We start from the raw sequence: 14,967 nt of genomic DNA on the forward strand, positions 1-14,967 counted from the left end.
GACTCACTGGCGACAGAACACCCGCGACGCACGCACGCTGCGCTGGGTCAATTGCTCGACACGACGTTGATCGGCCTCTGCCTCGCGGCGAGCGGCCTCGACCAGGTGGTGGTCCGGCGACAGCGAGCAGACCGGGTCGGTGGCGGTGGCGTCGCCGGTGAGCAGGTAGGCCTGGCAGCGGCAGCCGCCGACGTCCTGGTGGCGCTCGTCGCAGCTGCGGCAGGGTTCGCGCATCCAGCCGTCGCCGCGGTAACGATTGAACGCCTCGCTGTCGTACCAGATCTCCCGGAGGCCCCGGTCGCGCACGTTGGGAAAACTCATCGGCAGCATGCGTGCACTGTGGCAGGGCAGTACCGCACCGTCGGGTGCCACGGTCATGAAGATCGCGCCCCAGCCGCCCATGCACGCCTTGGGCCGCTCGGCGTAGTAGTCGGGCACCACAAACAGCAAGCGCATGTCGCGGCCACGTTCGGCGAGACGCTCGCGCCAGCGTGCGGTGGTGGCCTCGGCCGTTTCGAGCTGCTCGCGGCTGGGCAGCAAGCCCTCGCGGTTGAGGTGGGCCCAGCCGTATATCTGACAGTTGGCCAGCTCCACCGCGTCGGCGCCCAGCTCGTCGCACAGGGCGATGATCTCGTCGAGGCGGTCGATGTTGTGGCGATGCAGCACCACGTTGAGCACCATGGGATAGCCGGCCGCCTTGACCGATCGGGCCATGGCCAATTTCTTGGCGTGGGCCTTGGGCGAGCCGGCCACCGCCGCGGCGACGTCGGGGTCGGAGGCCTGCAGGCTGATCTGGATATGGTCGAGTCCGGCCGCGTGGAGCGCCTCGATGCGCGCCTCGTCGAGCCCCAGCCCGGAGGTGATCAAATTGGTATAGAAGCCCAGGCGGCGCGCCTCGGCCACCAGCGTCTCGAGGTCGCGCCGCACCAGCGGCTCGCCGCCGGAAAAGCCCATCTGCACGGCGCCCATGGCGCGGGCCTGGGTCAGGACATCGATCCACTCCTCGGTGGAGAGCTCCTCCTTCACCGCGGCGAAGTCGAGCGGATTGGAGCAGTAGGCGCACTGCAGCGGGCAGCGGTAGGTCAGCTCGGCGAGCAGCCACAGCGGTTGACCGCTGCCGCTTGCCTCACCGGCCTGGGAGCGGGCGATCTCAGACATGGCGAATCCAGCCCTGTTGCATGGCGTCGACGCAGAAATCGATGACGTCCTGGGCGAGCTCTTCGCTCGACGCCTCGGGGTAGCGCCGGCTGAGCTCGTCGATCAGCGCGGCGACATCCCGTTCACCGTCGACCAATGAGAGGATCGCGCCGGCACTCTCGTTGAGCTGCACCATGCCCTCGGGATAGAGCAGCACGTAGCGTTCCTGGGCCTGTTCCCACTGCAAACGCCAGCCGGGGCGTAGCGTCGGTACATCGCGTGCGTTCATGCCAGCCCCCGGTGGTACACGGCTTGGTCGGTGACGCTGTGGTAAGGCGGTCGCTCGAGCTGGTAGGCCAGGGTCATGGCATCGAGCATGCTCCACAATACGTCGAGCTTGAACTGCAGGATCTCCAGGGCGCGCTGCTGGGTTTCCACGCTGGTGCACACCGTCAGTGCCACCTCCAGCCCGTGCTCGACGTCACGCCGCGCCTCCTTCAGGCGCTTGCGGAAGTAGCCGTAGCCGGCCTCGTCGATCCAGGGGTAGTGGCCCGGCCAGGTGTCCAGCCGACTCTGATGTGCCAAGGGAGCGAACAGCTCGGTCAGCGACGAGATGGCCGCCTCCTGCCAGCTCGCCCGGCGCACGAAGTTGACGTAGGCGTCCACGGCAAACCGAACGCCAGGCAGCACATGCTGCTGGGACATCAGTTCTTCGCGGGACAACCCCACCGCTTCGCCCAGTGCCAGCCACGCCTCGATGCCGCCGGCGTCGTCATTACGACCGTCGTGGTCGAGCAGGCGCTGGATCCAGCGGCGGCGCGTGGCGGCATCGGGGCAGTTGGCCAGCAGCGCCGCGTCCTTCTGCGGAATCATCACCTGGTAGTAGAAGCGGTTGGCCACCCAGCCGCGAATCTGCTCCGGGGTGGCGCGCCCCTCGGCCATGTCGACCTGGTAGGGGTGGTGAATGTGGTAGTAGGCCCCCTTGGCCATCAGCGCCTGGCGGAAGGCCTCGGGCGACAGTGCAGCGGCGTTTGGTGTTTGAGCGACGTTCATCTCGGGCCCCCTTTGTGGTTGTTGGTAGAGGTCTGTGGCGAGGTGCTGGCCCGGTCGCTACAGGGTGAACTGCATGCCGTCATGGGCCACCTCGATGGCGTGCTGCGCGAGTACGGCGCGCTCGGCGGAGGTTTCGTCGAGGATGGGGTTGGTGTTGTTGATATGAATCAGAATGCGCCGTGTCGAAGCCGGCAAGGCATCGAGCTCTTCGATCATGCCGCCCTCCCCGGCCAGCGCCAGATGACCCATTTCGCTTCCGGTGGCGTCGGTGATGCCAAGGCGTATCATCTCGTCGTCGTGCCACAGCGTGCCATCGACCAGCACGCAGTCGGCCTCGGCCATCAGCGCCCTTGCCGCGGCGCTCGGCTGCCCCAGGCCGGGGGCATAGAACAGCGTCTTGCCCGTCGACCGGTCGCGGAACAGCAGTCCCAGATTGTCGCCGGCCGCCGGTGCTCCGCGACGCGGCGAATAGGGTGGCGCATTGGAGTGCAGCGACAGGACCGTGATGTCCAGCTGCGGGCAGCTTGGCACCTGGAAGGTGCAACTCGGCGCATCTTGGGTCATGGGAATCTCGTGCCAGGCCAGGCCACCGTTCCAGTGGGAGAGCATGGGAAACAGCGGGAACCCCTCGACCAGGTCGCCGTGAACGCTAGCGGTACACCAGACGTCCAGCGGGCAGCCCTCGCGCAGCGACAGCAGCCCGCTGACGTGATCGATCTGGGCATCCACCAGCAGCACCTCGGCGATGCCGCTGTCACGCAGGCCACGGGTCGGCCAGAGCGCCGGATGAGCATTGAGCTGCGCGCGGATATCGGGCGAGGCGTTGCACAGCAGCCAGCGCTCGCCGTCCATGCTGACGGCGATCGAGGATTGCGTTCTGGGGCGCAGGCCGGCGCGCCCCTGGCGCACCCCGCGGCAGTTGTCACAGTTGCAGTTCCACTGCGGAAAGCCGCCCCCGGCGGCCGAGCCGAGTATGAGCACCTGCATGACGTCTCCCCCCCCTCGAACAGAACGGGGCCATTCAGCCCCGTTCGCAGATGACATGATCCACAATCGAGATCAGCGATTGGCGATATACAAGGTGACCTCGAAACCGAGGCGCAGGTCGCGATAGCTGGGCTTGGTCCACATGGTGTCTCTCCTGTCGGCAGGGTGGGTGACAGCCGTGCCTTGCGGCAACGACTCGAACCCAGTAAAGCATTCAGGGAGAGTTCGGGGGGCAGTACTTTGGAGGGAGGCTGCCTCCTACATTGGCGTCAGTCGGGAAGTTGGGAGCGCACTCGCGGCAGGCGCGACGCAGACCAAGCCAGGTATCTGCGCGAGTCCCGGCTAGCGAGACTCCACGTGGGCATTCCGCCACTGCTCGAGTGCCTCGAGCGTGACGGGAATACCGGCCAGCAAGGCGCGGAGCTCGATACCCGCCTCGTGATGCTGCCCAGCATGGGCGTATCGCTCCAGGCGCTGGGCCATTGCGGCCAGCCGGCACCCGCCGACGCTGCCGGTCTCGCCCTTGATACGGTGTGCGCTTTCCTCCAATCGCGTCATGTCGCCGCACTCCCAGGCGGACCGAAGGTTGTCGATATGCTGCTGCAGTTGCTCGCGGTGGACACCGAACAGTGTATCGAGCGCCTCCGCGCCCAGTGTTGCCCGCAAATCGACCAGCACGGCCTCATCCACGATACCGTCAGGCGAGTTCTCCTCCACAAGCAAAACCGGCAAGTCAGCCCTCGCTCGCCCGCCCAGGCCATGCCGAAGCGACGCCGCCAGTTCATCTCGCCGCAGCGGCTTGGTCAGGTAGTCGGTCATCCCCGCGGCCAGGCAGCGCTCGCGCTCGGCGCCCGGTCCGCCTGCGGTCATTGCCACGATCGGCACTCTGGCACTCCAGCCAGTGGCCGCCCGCAAGCGCCGGGTAGTTTCCAACCCATCCATGCCGGGCATCTGCACGTCCATGAAGATCAGATCGAAAGTCTCTCTGGCGGCCAGTGCCAGCGCCTTGCTACCGCTCTCCGCCACACGCACCTGGCAACCATGGCGCTCGAGGAGCGCTACCGCCACCTGCTGGTTCACCGGGTCGTCTTCCACCAGTAATACCCTGACACCTATCGCCGGCTCCAGCTTCGCCGGCTCGGGCGCTTCCGGCTCCTGTTCGTCGTGGGACGGCTCCAGCGGCAGCTCTAGCCAGAAACGGCTACCGCGGCCGAGATGGCTATCGACGCCGATGCTGCCCCCCATGGCCTCGGTCAGGCGTCGGCAGATGGCCAGCCCAAGCCCGGTACCGCCATAGCGCCTTGCCGTCGAGGCATCACCTTGCCGGAAGGGCTCGAAGAGCCACGCCTGCTTGTCCTCGGGTATGCCAGGGCCGGTATCGCAGACCGCCAGGCTCAGGCGTCCTTGCGCACTCACCTTGGCTTCGATACGGATCTCGCCCTGTTCGGTGAACTTGATGGCATTGGAAAGCAGGTTGAGCAGCACCTGGCGCAAGCGTGTCGGGTCGCCCATCAGCGGCTCGGGCAGGTCAGGCGACACATACGTGACCAGCTCCAGCCGCTTGGCCCTGGCGCGGGGGGTGAAGAGTTCGCAGGCATCCCTGATCAGCGCAGTCAGGCGGAAGGCGCGTCGCTCGAGTTCCAGCTTGCCCGATTCGATCTTGGAGAAGTCGAGAATGTCATTGATCAACTCGAGCAGACGCGCCGCGCTGACGTGCAGCGTGCGGGCATACTCGCGCGACTGTGCGTCGATCGGCTGGTCCAGGAGCAGATCGCTCATGCCTATGACGCCGTTGAGAGGCGTGCGAATCTCGTGGCTGACCGTGGCCAGGAATTCCGACTTCGCCTGGCTGGCGGCCTCGGCCCGACGGGCAGTGGTTTGCAGCTTGCGACTCAGAGATTCCAGCGAGCGGCGCGCCTGGGCATTGTCACGCGCCTCGCGTACCAGAAAGACGATCACCAGCATGGCGGCCAGGCTCATGGCAAGGATCAGCGCCAATAGCAGGGCGTAGAGGGTCTGCAGCACCTTGCGATCATGAGTCGCCGATTCGGCAAGATGGCCGTTGACGGCAATGATCAACTGCTCGGTCAGTCCCCCTACCCGCTCCAGCCGGTCGGACAAGACCCAGCGCTCTTCCTCTTCCAACTGCCCGATCTCTTCAAGCAGGCGATCCAGGTCATCGATACGCACGATCAGGTCGGACAGCAATCGGTCGGCCAGGGGCACCTGGGCGACCGCTCGGCTGATGTCGCCGCGCTGCAGCAGATTGACGCGGCTGTAGATCAGTTCGAAACGCAGCCTCACCGACGACAGGGAGCGCGCATTGGCCGCTTTCAAGGCCAGGTCGCTACGCAGTTGCGTAACGTCACGATCGAGTTTGTAGGCGTGCCAAGCCGCATCTTCGATCACGCTCTGGTGGAGCTGCTCCTGGCGCCAGGCTGCCAGCCCCACCACCACCAGAGCGGCCGTGAAGAAGATCAGCGCCGCCGCTGATACCAGCTTCAGGCGTAGCGGATAACGCAGCATGCGACGATGCCTCGCATCGGGCCAAGATTACGGGACATGGACGCTGCCCACATGCCACACCGAGCGGTGGCGAATGGTCTCGTTGAGCAACTCAGGGTGCTCATCGAAGGGGTAGAGGACGAACATAGGACCCAGATCACGCACGGCAATGGGCGCCCCATCACGTTTCATCGCCAGAATCACGCCGTACTGGTGAAAGTCGGCTACCGGCACCTCGGCTTCGTAATCGTTCAACGCCCGGATCCGCACATGCTCGCTGTCAACACCGGCCACTTCAAGCAGAGCCCGTAGCAATGGACCCTCGAATCGACCGACGCCCTCGGTCCAGGGCGTGCTCGTCTCGATCACGCCCTGGTCGAGCGCCATCAGCATCGCGCGGTCGAGGTGCAGCTCAGCTCCGACGTTGGGATGGTCGAGGTCGCCCGTGACCCTGAGCAGCACCTCGCCTTCCGGGGGAGGCAGGGACTCAGCCAGCGCGGCGGTCGTGATGCTGCACAGGAGTAGGCTAAGGGTCAGGACGGCGCGGCAGGGCCACAGGGCATGCATCGGTGGGGCTTCCGTATTCATGATGAAGCCCCAAGCCTACTCGAATCCCAAGAGAAGTTCAGTTCCTCAGCGGCAATGTCGAGCCGCAGGGGGCGATCCCCCTGCGGCCCCATCGTCACGGATTCCCGTCTCTCTGCTCACAGCGCACCAGATCCTCGTAGGCGTGCCAGCTGGCATGTCCCAGCACGGGCAGTATCAAGGCCAAGCCGATATAGAAGGTGAGCACGCCCACCAGGACGCATGCAGTCAGGATGAGGGCCCACAGCAGCATGGGACGAAAATTGCGTGCGACGGCACGTATACTGGCCTCGATGCCCTCCATGAAGGTCAGATCCTGATCCATCAGGGTCGGGATCGCGACCACACTGATCGTAAAGGCACCGAAAGCCAGCACGGCCCCCACCGCGGTGCCTACCGCTATCAGGCCAAGCCCGTCGGGGGTGGTCAACAGCGAAGCGTAGAGCTCCGTCGCCCCAGGCGCCTCGAAACCGAAGAAGAGCGCGAACAGCAGCGTGGCCAGGCGAATCCAGGCGAGGAAGAAGATCATCATCATCACGCCCATCATCGCCAACTGCCCGGCGTGCGGACGCCAAGCACTGAAGGCGTCACCCAGATGCGGAGCGCGGCCCTCCTCGATGGCACGACTGATACCGTAGGAACCGACCGCTACCAGCGGCCCCAGGAACATGAAGCCTGCCACCAGCGGCAGCAGCCAGTGCCACAGGCCAAGCACGATGGCACCCGCCGTGATGGCGATACTCAAACCGACCCAGAACATGCCGTAGGCGAGGCTGACGGCGGCGGCCTGGCGGAAATCCTCGAAACCGGCCAGCAACCAGGCCTTGGGCCTGTCCATGCCGATCGAGTTGATGATGATCTTGACGTTGGGAGTGGAGGGTTGTCCGGCGCTTCTTGCGGCTGCGTTCATTGTCGTACCCCGTCTGGTCGCCATGAGAAGGACGATGCGAGCGTTCTACCGGCCGGGAGGTCCGGATCACGTCTTGTTGTCTTAACGCAGTTTTAATGTAGTTGACCGAACGCAAGACTGCCGCGCGAAGTTGTCAACGCAACAGGTCGACCTGCTCAACTCATGCATGTCGTCCTCACATGAACGGGCACGCCAAAGGCGTGGTCCAACCAAGGACATGCTACTCAGGACCTGCCGATGAAACGGACTCTTCACCTGGCATCCTCGGCGCTGCTCGTTGCGCTATCGGGAGTCGCCCTCCCCTGCCTTGCCGAAACCACCTCCTCCACCGAACGTACCGCCCTGATGGCCGACGGCTGTGCCAACTGCCACGGCACCGACGGACGCCTGGTTGGAAGCGTGCCAACCATTGCCGGAAGACCGGCGGCCGTTCTCGAAGCGCGGCTGCTCGCGTTCAAGCACGACGAAGCGAGCGATGCCACCATCATGGATCGCATCGCCAAGGGCTTCACCGACGACGAGCTGGCCGTACTGGCCGAGCATTTTTCCGCTATCGACCCGGAAGAAGCCGACGACACCGGGGATACCGAACCACAGCAGCAGGAGTGAGACGTACGCCATGACGCAGCATTCCCCACGTTCGGGCCTCGACCGGCGCCAGCTGATCAAGGGTCTTGGAGCCGTCTCGCTGCTGCCCCTGATCAGCAGCGTGCCCCCTTTCACCATCGGCAATCAGCATGCCGGACAGGTGGTCGTGGCGGGAGGCGGCTTTGGTGGTGCCACCGCAGCCAAGTACCTCAAACGGGCCAATCCCGCCATCGAAGTGATACTGGTAGAGCCCGCCGAGGTCTTCCACACCTGTCCCGCCAGCAATCTGTACCTGGGCGGGATACGCAGCATGGAGTCCCTCGCCCAGGTCTATGACGAACTCAAGGATCGCCATGGGGTTCGCGTAATCCATGCCAGCGTGGATGATGTCGACCCCACCGCCCATACGGCGAGACTGTCCACCGGTCGCGAGCTGGAGTACGACCGTCTGATTCTCTCGCCGGGCATCGACTTCCGCTGGAACGCGCTGGAGGGCTACGATGAGGCAGCCGCCCAGCAGGCACCGCATGCATGGAAGGCCGGCGCCCAGACGGAGCTGCTGCGCTCACAGTTACTGGCCATGGAAGAAGGGGGTACCTTCGTCATGGTCGTCCCGGCCAACCCTTACCGCTGCCCACCCGCCCCCTACGAGCGCGCCAGTCTGGTGGCCAGTTTCCTGGCCCGGTACAAGCCGAAAGCCAAGGTACTGATTCTCGACGCCAAGGACAGCTTCTCCAAGCAGGCGCTGTTCCAGCAGGGGTGGGAGGAGCTTTATGGCGATCGCATCGAGTGGGTGGGGCATTCGGGCGGCGGTCGCGCTATCCGGGTCGATGCCGCACGCCGGGAGGTCGAGACCGAGTCCGGCACCGTGCATCGGGCCGACGTGCTCAACGTGATACCACCGCAGAAGGCCGGCACGATCGCCGAGCGTGCCGGCACGACCGACGACTCAGGCTGGGCACCAGTCAAGCCCGAGACTTTCGAGTCGCAGCACGTCGAGGATGTCTTCGTCATCGGCGACGCCGCCATTGCCGACCCGATGCCCAAGTCGGCCTTCTGTGCCAGCGCCCAGGCCAAGGTAGTGGCGGCAGCCGTTGCCGCCTCACTGGAGGCACGCCCGGCACCGGAAGCGTACTGGACCCATGCCTGCTACAGCCTGATTGGTCCCGAGTATGCCGTCTCGGAGGCGGGCGTCTATCGCGTTCAGGACGGCGTCATTGCCGAGGTCGCAGGAGCCGGCGGCCTGAGTCCGCAGGATGCCTCCAGGACCACTCGCGCCCTGGAAGCCGAGTACGCCATCGGCTGGTACAACGCGATCTGCCAGGACACCTGGGGAACCAAGGCCTGATGTCCCGGCACGCCAGCTCAGCGCACGATCATCACCGACATCTTCGAGTGGTGCACTACGTGTTCGGCATTGGGTCCCAGCACGTAGTCGGCGAACTTGCGCTTGTTGTGCGAGGCCATGACGATCAGGTCGACCTGGAGCTTCTTGGCCGCCTTGACGATCGCCTCCCAGGGTGAGCCGTCGACGATCACCGACTGCACCTTGACGTCCTCTGGCACATGCTCCTGGATGAAGCGGTGCTGCGCCTGCGACAGGGCCTGGTGCGCCTTCTCCTCGAAATCGCTGGGGAAATAGGAACCGACCAGCGGCATGTGGTAATCCGGTAGCACCGTCACCACGTGCAACGAGGCACCGAAGGTGCGGCACAGGGTCAGCGCCGTGGGCAGTGCCTTGGCCCAGGAAGCTTCCTCATTGAGGTCCACCGGCAACATTATCTTGTCGTACATCGTCTCCCCTCCTCAAGCTGCCTGGGCGGTCGACGGCTGCCGTTGGCGCCGCCGACGCTGCAACAGCACTACCAAGCCGAACACCAGGAAGCCCGGCAACCACATCCACTCCTTGGCCCAGCGATCCACCGGGGCCAATACCTCGACGATCTCCTGGTCGAAATCGAAGCCGAGATCTTCGGCCGTGCTGCCGAACTCGACGAAGTCGACGAGGGTTCGATCGTCCTCGGTCAACAGCTCGAATCCCAGGCGCTGCATGCGCTCTTCGGCAGTGTCGCCGCGGGGTACCGGTACCTGGATATAGGTGGTCATTGGCTCGCCGTAGGGGTTCAGGCCCTCGATCTGCACCCTTAGCTGGCTGTCTTCGTCGACATTGCCCAGGGCCTCGACGAACTGCTGCGGCGGTACCGACCGGTAGGGGTCGTGTATGCGATCCATCCAGAAGCCGGGGCGGAACAGGGTGAAGGCCACCAGCAGCAGCAGCAGCGACTCGTACCAGCGACTGCGCACCAGGAAATAGCCCTGGGTGCCGGCGGCGAAGATGAGCATGGCGATCGTCGCGATGACGAAGATCACCATTCCCTGCAGCCAGTCGACCTCGATCAGCAGCAGGTCGGTATTGAAGATGAACAGGAACGGCAGCGCCGCGGTACGCAGACTGTAGTAGAACGCCTGGAAGCCAGTGCGCAGAGGATCTCCTCCGGACACCGCGGCCGCGGCAAACGAGGCCAGCCCCACCGGCGGTGTCACGTCAGCCATGATGCCGAAGTAGAAGACGAACAGATGCACAGCGATCAGCGGCACGATCAAGCCATTCTGCTGGCCCAGCAACACGATGACGGGGGCCATCAGCGCCGACACCACGATGTAGTTGGCGGTGGTGGGCAGCCCCATGCCCAGGATCAGGCTGAGCAGGGCGGTAAACAGCAGGATCAGCAACAGGTTGCCCATGGCCAGGATCTCGACCACGTCGGCCAGTACCAGGCCCACGCCGGTTTGGGACACCGCCCCCACCACGATCCCCGCGGTCGCCGTGGCGATGCCGATGCCGATCATGTTGCGCGCACCGGCGATCAGCCCGTCCCACAGGTCGACGAAGCCCTCCTTGATGTCGGCCGCCAGGCGGCTACGGCCACGGAAAAAGGCGGTGATGGGTCGCTGGGTGAGCATGATGAAGATCATCAGCACGGTGGCCCAGAAGGCCGACAACCCCGGCGAGAGGCGCTCCACCATCAGGCACCAGACCAGCACCACCACCGGCAGGATGTAGTGCAGGCCAACCATGACCGTTGGCCGGGTCTGCGGCAGGTTGATCACCGGCGAGGTAGGGTCGTCGAGTTCCAGCTCCGGGTAGAACGAGCCGAGCTTGAGCAGGCCGACATAGACGACGGCCAGGATGATCCCCACTACCCAGGGCGTGGCATCGCCCAGCACCGGCTTGAGCCAACCGAGGCCATAGTAGACGGCAAACGAGAGCCCCATCAGCAGCAGCAGGCCGGTCAGGAAGCCAATCGCCTTGTTGAGGAAGGGGCGCGCGGGATTGCTCGACGGCAAGCCCTTCATATTGGCCTTGAGCGCCTCGAGGTGGACGATGTAGATCAGTGCGATATAGGAAATCAGCGCCGGCAGGAAGGCATGCTTGATCACCTCCACATAGGAGATGCCGACGTATTCCACCATCAGGAAGGCCGCAGCCCCCATGACCGGCGGCATGATCTGGCCGTTCACCGAGGACGACACCTCCACCGCACCGGCCTTCTCGGCCGAGAAGCCGACCCGTTTCATCATCGGAATGGTGAAGGTACCGGTGGTCACGGTATTGGCGATGGATGAGCCGGAAATCAGCCCCGTCATGCCGGAGGCCACCACCGCGGCCTTGGCAGGCCCGCCCTTGTAGTGGCCGAGCAGCGAAAAGGCCACCTTGATGAAGTAGTTTCCTGCGCCCGCCTTATCGAGCAGGGCACCGAACAGCACGAACAGGAACACGAAACTGGTGGAGACGCCCAGGGCAATGCCGAATACGCCCTGAGTAGTCAGCCACTGGTGATTGATGAGCCCATAAAGGCTGACCCCACGGTGGGCCAGGATGCCCGGCATGTAGGGACCGAGCAAGGTATAGAGGATAAAGACCGAAGCCACGATCATCAGCGGTGGGCCGAGAGCGCGCCGGGTCGCTTCGAGCAGGACCAGTATACCGGTGATACCAACGATGACGTCCTGCAGGATGGGGGCGCCAGGTCGCTGGGCCAGCGCGTCGTAAAAAATGAAGATATACAGGCTGCAGAAGGCACCGACCAGGGCCAGTCCCCAGTCCGGCAGCGGAATGCGATCGCGCGGTGAGCGCTGGAACGCCGGATAGGCCAGGAAGGCCAGAAAAATGGCGAAGGCCAGGTGAATCGAGCGCGACTCGGTTGCGTTGAAGACACCGAAGCCGACCATGAAAGGCAGCGGCGAGGCGATCCAGAGCTGAAACAGCGACCAGGCGGCGGCAACGCCGACCAGCAGCCTGCCTGGCGCGCCGAGCGGCTTGCGAGCCCCCGAGTCGCTCGAGGCCACCATATCCTCGAGATCCACCTCGGACTTTTGTGGATGTGTCTTTTCGTCAGTCATTACCGTCATGCCCCACGATCGCTGCAGCCCTCAAGGGCTTTGGTAGTCTGTGCAGGTCCAAACGGACGCGCGGACCCTTCAGGGTCCGCGCATCTCAGCAGAGGGACGCCTTACCCCTCAGTACCGGATCACTCGATCCAGCCACGCTCACGATAATAGCGAGCGGCACCGTCGTGCAGCGGTGCGGTCAGGCCGTCCGAGATCATTTCTTCTTCGCTGAGATTCTCGAACGCCGGGTGCAGGCGCTTGAAGCGATCGAAATTCTCGAACACCGCCTTCACGGTCTCGTAGACGATCTCTTCGTCCACTTCGGCTGAAGTCACGAAGGTGGCTGCAACGCCGAAGGTCTCGACGTCCTCGTCGTTGCCACGATACAGACCGCCGGGAATGACCGAACGGGTGTAGTAGGGATGCTCCTCGATGAGGGCATCGATCTCCTCGCCGGTCACCGGGACAAGGCGAGCGTCGATAGTGGTAGTCGCTTCCTGGATGGAGCCATTGGGATGTCCCACCACGTAGACCATGGCATCGATGTTGTTGTCGGCCAATGCCGCGGCCTGCTCGGCGGCATCGAGCTGAGAGGCCAGCGAGAAGGTGTCGGTGTCCCAACCCATCGCATCCATCACCACGTTCATGGTGTTGCGCTGGCCGGAGCCCGGGTTGCCGATGTTGACACGCTTGCCGGGGAAGTCGGTGAAGTGCTCGATGCCGGAGTCGGCGCGCGCGACCACGGTCAGCGGCTCGCCGTGCATGGTGAAGACGGCACGCATGTCTTCCCAAGCGCCGTCAGACTCGAAGTTGTCCTCGCCGTGGTAGGCGCGATACTGGACGTCGGATTGCACCACGCCCATGTCGAGCTCGCCACTGCGCATGCCATTGACGTTGGCCACGGAGCCCCCCGTGGACGGGGCGTTACAGCGAATGTTGTGCTCGTCACTGCCGCGATTCACCATGCGGCAGACGGACTGGCCCACGACATAATAGACGCCCGTCTGGCCACCGGTACCGATGGTGATGAAGCGTTCCTGGGCCACGGCCGGCGCGGAGAACATGGCGGCGCCCAGGAGCGCTCCCGAAAAGGCTGCCGCGGAAAAAGCATGGCGTTTCATTAACACACCTCTTTGACGTTATTGGCGATTCGTCATTGCTGACGAACTGATCCCTGAGTCGTCAGTCGCTGACGCCACTGGCTGGCGGAAACAACCGCTCCTCTCTACTTTAGCGAAAAAAACGTCGGGATGATGGGTCTTTTTCCATCCGACTAAGTTTAGTCCGCCTTTTCGTTAAGTGTGCGTTAATTCCTCATATGCATACCCCATGAGCCCCCTAAACCTTCGCGCCGGCAAGCTCGCCGACTGGCGGAAGCAGGCAAGGCCGCTCGACGAAAGCTCTCAGGATGCCGTCATGATCAGCGCCTGTTTCTCCTCCTTCATCGCGGCGAAGCCGGCCTCGAAGAAGAACTCGCTCTCGCCCAGTGCCGGTTTCAGGTGGTTGAGCCAGGTGGCGGCCTCGTCGTACCTGGCGAAGAACGGCTGCTGCACCCAGTCACTGTCGCGGCCCTGGATGAAGCGCAGCACGAAGACCTTCTCGCCGTGGATCTCGGCCACACCCTGTATCTCCACCTTGCCCGGATCGGCGGACATTGACGGTCCGCGGGCGGTGCGTGCCAGCCCCGGCACCTGTTTCATCGCCTCACGGTAGATCTCCCAGGCGCGCACCAGCGGTACTTCGAAATAGTGGCGGGCGCCGGTATCGCGCTCCACGAACATGTAATAGGGGATCATGCCCAGGCGAACCTGGTTGGTCCACATGCGCGCCCACTGCTCGGCATCGTCGTTGATGTGCTTGAGCAGTGGCGCCTGGGTGCGGATTTCGGCCCCGGTGGCACGAATGCGGCGGATCGCCTCACGGCAGATGGGGGTGTCCATCTCCTTCCAGTGGTTGAAATGTGCCATGAAGGCCACATGCTTGCCGGCGGCGGTCAGTTCACGAAACAGCGCCAGGATGTCTTCGGCATCCGGGTCGGTGACGAAGCGATAAGGCCAGAAGGTCAGGCTCTTGGAGCCGATGCGAATGTCCTGTACGTGGTCCAGCTCAGGCGCCATCAACCCTTCCAGATACATGCGCAGATGCTTGGCCTTCATCACCATCGGGTCGCCACCGGTCATCAACAGGTCGGTCACCTCGGTATGCTCGGCCAGGTAGCGGTGCAGGGAATCCGCCTCGCTGGAGGCGAACTTGAGATCCTTGTCGCCGACGAACTGCGCCCAGCGGAAGCAGAAGGTGCAATAGCTATGGCATACCTGTCCCTGGCTGGGGAAAAACAGCACGGTCTCGCGATACTTGTGCTGCATGCCGGGGAGCGGCTCGCCATCGAGCAATGGCAGATTGAGGTCCATCTGCCCCGCCGGGTGCGGATTGAGTTCGGTACGAATGCGCTCGATGACCGGCTTCATTTCGTCGGCGCCGGCGTCGCGGCGAACCAGTTCGGCAACCTCAGCGTAATGCTCGGGCAGCAGCATGCCGCGCTGTGGGAAAGTGAGTTGGAAGATGGGATCGGACGGCACATCGTCCCAATCGATCAGCTCCTCGATGACGTATTCGTTGACACGAAACGGCAGCACCTGGCTGACCACCCGCATGTCGAAACGCAGGTCGTCAGGCAGACGCTGGATCGCCTCGATCTTGTCCAACTGACGATGGGTATAGACCTTGAATTGGCGGGCCTCGATGGCCTCGACCCCAGCGTTGCCGAGATCGAGATTCACATGCTGGTTCATGTCTCCTCCTATTGTCGT

Annotated in this window: 14 protein-coding genes; 2 read left to right on the forward strand and 12 right to left on the reverse strand. The window is 64.0% G+C overall.

What is annotated here, in order from left to right:
• Nucleotides 1–3 precede the first annotated feature (3 nt).
• The 8 genes from pqqE to HNO53_RS16655 all read right to left on the reverse strand — a co-directional run bounded on the left by pqqE (nucleotide 4) and on the right by HNO53_RS16655 (nucleotide 7,177).
• A complete protein-coding gene (pqqE, locus tag HNO53_RS16620; RefSeq protein WP_209473704.1) occupies nucleotides 4–1,158 on the reverse strand; it encodes a pyrroloquinoline quinone biosynthesis protein PqqE in 1,155 nt (384 codons plus the stop codon).
• A complete protein-coding gene (pqqD, locus tag HNO53_RS16625; RefSeq protein ID WP_209473705.1) occupies nucleotides 1,151–1,426 on the reverse strand; it encodes a pyrroloquinoline quinone biosynthesis peptide chaperone PqqD in 276 nt (91 codons plus the stop codon). Before pqqD ends, pqqE begins: the two co-directional genes overlap by 8 nt.
• Complete coding sequence (gene pqqC, locus HNO53_RS16630) at nucleotides 1,423–2,190, reverse strand: pyrroloquinoline-quinone synthase PqqC (protein ID WP_209473706.1); 768 nt, start codon at nucleotides 2,188–2,190, stop codon at nucleotides 1,423–1,425. The genes pqqD and pqqC overlap by 4 nt, the downstream gene beginning before the upstream one ends.
• A gap of 57 nt (nucleotides 2,191–2,247) precedes the next feature.
• Nucleotides 2,248–3,177, reverse strand: a complete 930-nt coding sequence (pqqB, locus tag HNO53_RS16635) for a pyrroloquinoline quinone biosynthesis protein PqqB (RefSeq protein ID WP_209473707.1) — start codon at nucleotides 3,175–3,177, stop codon at nucleotides 2,248–2,250.
• Nucleotides 3,178–3,249: 72 nt separating this feature from the next.
• Nucleotides 3,250–3,321: a pyrroloquinoline quinone precursor peptide PqqA gene (gene pqqA / locus HNO53_RS16640; RefSeq protein WP_209478690.1), complete on the reverse strand. Its 72-nt coding sequence runs from the start codon at nucleotides 3,319–3,321 to the stop codon at nucleotides 3,250–3,252.
• Nucleotides 3,322–3,519: 198 nt separating this feature from the next.
• Nucleotides 3,520–5,703: an ATP-binding protein gene (locus HNO53_RS16645; RefSeq protein WP_209473708.1), complete on the reverse strand. Its 2,184-nt coding sequence runs from the start codon at nucleotides 5,701–5,703 to the stop codon at nucleotides 3,520–3,522.
• Nucleotides 5,704–5,730: 27 nt separating this feature from the next.
• A complete protein-coding gene (locus HNO53_RS16650; RefSeq protein ID WP_240549009.1) occupies nucleotides 5,731–6,270 on the reverse strand; it encodes a putative pterin-binding protein in 540 nt (179 codons plus the stop codon).
• 94 nt (nucleotides 6,271–6,364) lie between these two features.
• Complete coding sequence (locus HNO53_RS16655) at nucleotides 6,365–7,177, reverse strand: DUF2189 domain-containing protein (RefSeq protein ID WP_209473709.1); 813 nt, start codon at nucleotides 7,175–7,177, stop codon at nucleotides 6,365–6,367.
• Between the two features lie 237 nt (nucleotides 7,178–7,414).
• On the opposite strand from HNO53_RS16655, the gene HNO53_RS16660 reads away from it, so the two are divergent.
• Complete coding sequence (locus tag HNO53_RS16660) at nucleotides 7,415–7,786, forward strand: c-type cytochrome (RefSeq protein ID WP_209473710.1); 372 nt, start codon at nucleotides 7,415–7,417, stop codon at nucleotides 7,784–7,786.
• A 10-nt stretch (nucleotides 7,787–7,796) separates the two neighbouring features.
• The gene (locus HNO53_RS16665) at nucleotides 7,797–9,113 is read left to right on the forward strand and encodes an NAD(P)/FAD-dependent oxidoreductase (RefSeq protein ID WP_209473711.1); all 1,317 of its coding nucleotides are present in this window, start codon (nucleotides 7,797–7,799) and stop codon (nucleotides 9,111–9,113) included.
• Between the two features lie 17 nt (nucleotides 9,114–9,130).
• Here the strand turns inward: HNO53_RS16665 and HNO53_RS16670 are convergent, their stop codons facing one another.
• The 4 genes from HNO53_RS16670 to HNO53_RS16685 all read right to left on the reverse strand — a co-directional run bounded on the left by HNO53_RS16670 (nucleotide 9,131) and on the right by HNO53_RS16685 (nucleotide 14,949).
• On the reverse strand, nucleotides 9,131–9,559 hold the full coding sequence (locus tag HNO53_RS16670; RefSeq protein ID WP_209473712.1) for a universal stress protein: 429 nt from the start codon (nucleotides 9,557–9,559) through the stop codon (nucleotides 9,131–9,133).
• Nucleotides 9,560–9,571: 12 nt separating this feature from the next.
• The gene (locus HNO53_RS16675; protein WP_209478692.1) at nucleotides 9,572–12,169 is read right to left on the reverse strand and encodes a TRAP transporter permease; all 2,598 of its coding nucleotides are present in this window, start codon (nucleotides 12,167–12,169) and stop codon (nucleotides 9,572–9,574) included.
• Between the two features lie 128 nt (nucleotides 12,170–12,297).
• On the reverse strand, nucleotides 12,298–13,278 hold the full coding sequence (locus tag HNO53_RS16680; RefSeq protein WP_209473713.1) for a TAXI family TRAP transporter solute-binding subunit: 981 nt from the start codon (nucleotides 13,276–13,278) through the stop codon (nucleotides 12,298–12,300).
• A gap of 282 nt (nucleotides 13,279–13,560) precedes the next feature.
• A complete protein-coding gene (locus HNO53_RS16685; RefSeq protein ID WP_209473714.1) occupies nucleotides 13,561–14,949 on the reverse strand; it encodes a KamA family radical SAM protein in 1,389 nt (462 codons plus the stop codon).
• Nucleotides 14,950–14,967: the final 18 nt, after the last annotated feature.

Origin of the sequence: Billgrantia antri, from assembly GCF_017868935.1 — a bacterium.
In the GTDB taxonomy this organism is placed as follows: domain Bacteria; phylum Pseudomonadota; class Gammaproteobacteria; order Pseudomonadales; family Halomonadaceae; genus Halomonas; species Halomonas antri.

Coding starts and splice junctions, on each gene's coding strand:
- HNO53_RS16645 (WP_209473708.1), bottom strand. CDS start 5,703: ATGCTGCGTTATCCGCTACGCCTGAAGCTGGTATCAGCGGCGGCGCTG.
- HNO53_RS16675 (WP_209478692.1), bottom strand. CDS start 12,169: ATGACTGACGAAAAGACACATCCACAAAAGTCCGAGGTGGATCTCGAG.
- HNO53_RS16650 (WP_240549009.1), bottom strand. CDS start 6,270: ATGAATACGGAAGCCCCACCGATGCATGCCCTGTGGCCCTGCCGCGCC.
- pqqB (WP_209473707.1), bottom strand. CDS start 3,177: ATGCAGGTGCTCATACTCGGCTCGGCCGCCGGGGGCGGCTTTCCGCAG.
- HNO53_RS16665 (WP_209473711.1), top strand. CDS start 7,797: ATGACGCAGCATTCCCCACGTTCGGGCCTCGACCGGCGCCAGCTGATC.
- HNO53_RS16670 (WP_209473712.1), bottom strand. CDS start 9,559: ATGTACGACAAGATAATGTTGCCGGTGGACCTCAATGAGGAAGCTTCC.
- HNO53_RS16660 (WP_209473710.1), top strand. CDS start 7,415: ATGAAACGGACTCTTCACCTGGCATCCTCGGCGCTGCTCGTTGCGCTA.
- HNO53_RS16685 (WP_209473714.1), bottom strand. CDS start 14,949: ATGAACCAGCATGTGAATCTCGATCTCGGCAACGCTGGGGTCGAGGCC.
- pqqC (WP_209473706.1), bottom strand. CDS start 2,190: ATGAACGTCGCTCAAACACCAAACGCCGCTGCACTGTCGCCCGAGGCC.
- HNO53_RS16655 (WP_209473709.1), bottom strand. CDS start 7,177: ATGAACGCAGCCGCAAGAAGCGCCGGACAACCCTCCACTCCCAACGTC.
- pqqD (WP_209473705.1), bottom strand. CDS start 1,426: ATGAACGCACGCGATGTACCGACGCTACGCCCCGGCTGGCGTTTGCAG.
- HNO53_RS16680 (WP_209473713.1), bottom strand. CDS start 13,278: ATGAAACGCCATGCTTTTTCCGCGGCAGCCTTTTCGGGAGCGCTCCTG.
- pqqE (WP_209473704.1), bottom strand. CDS start 1,158: ATGTCTGAGATCGCCCGCTCCCAGGCCGGTGAGGCAAGCGGCAGCGGT.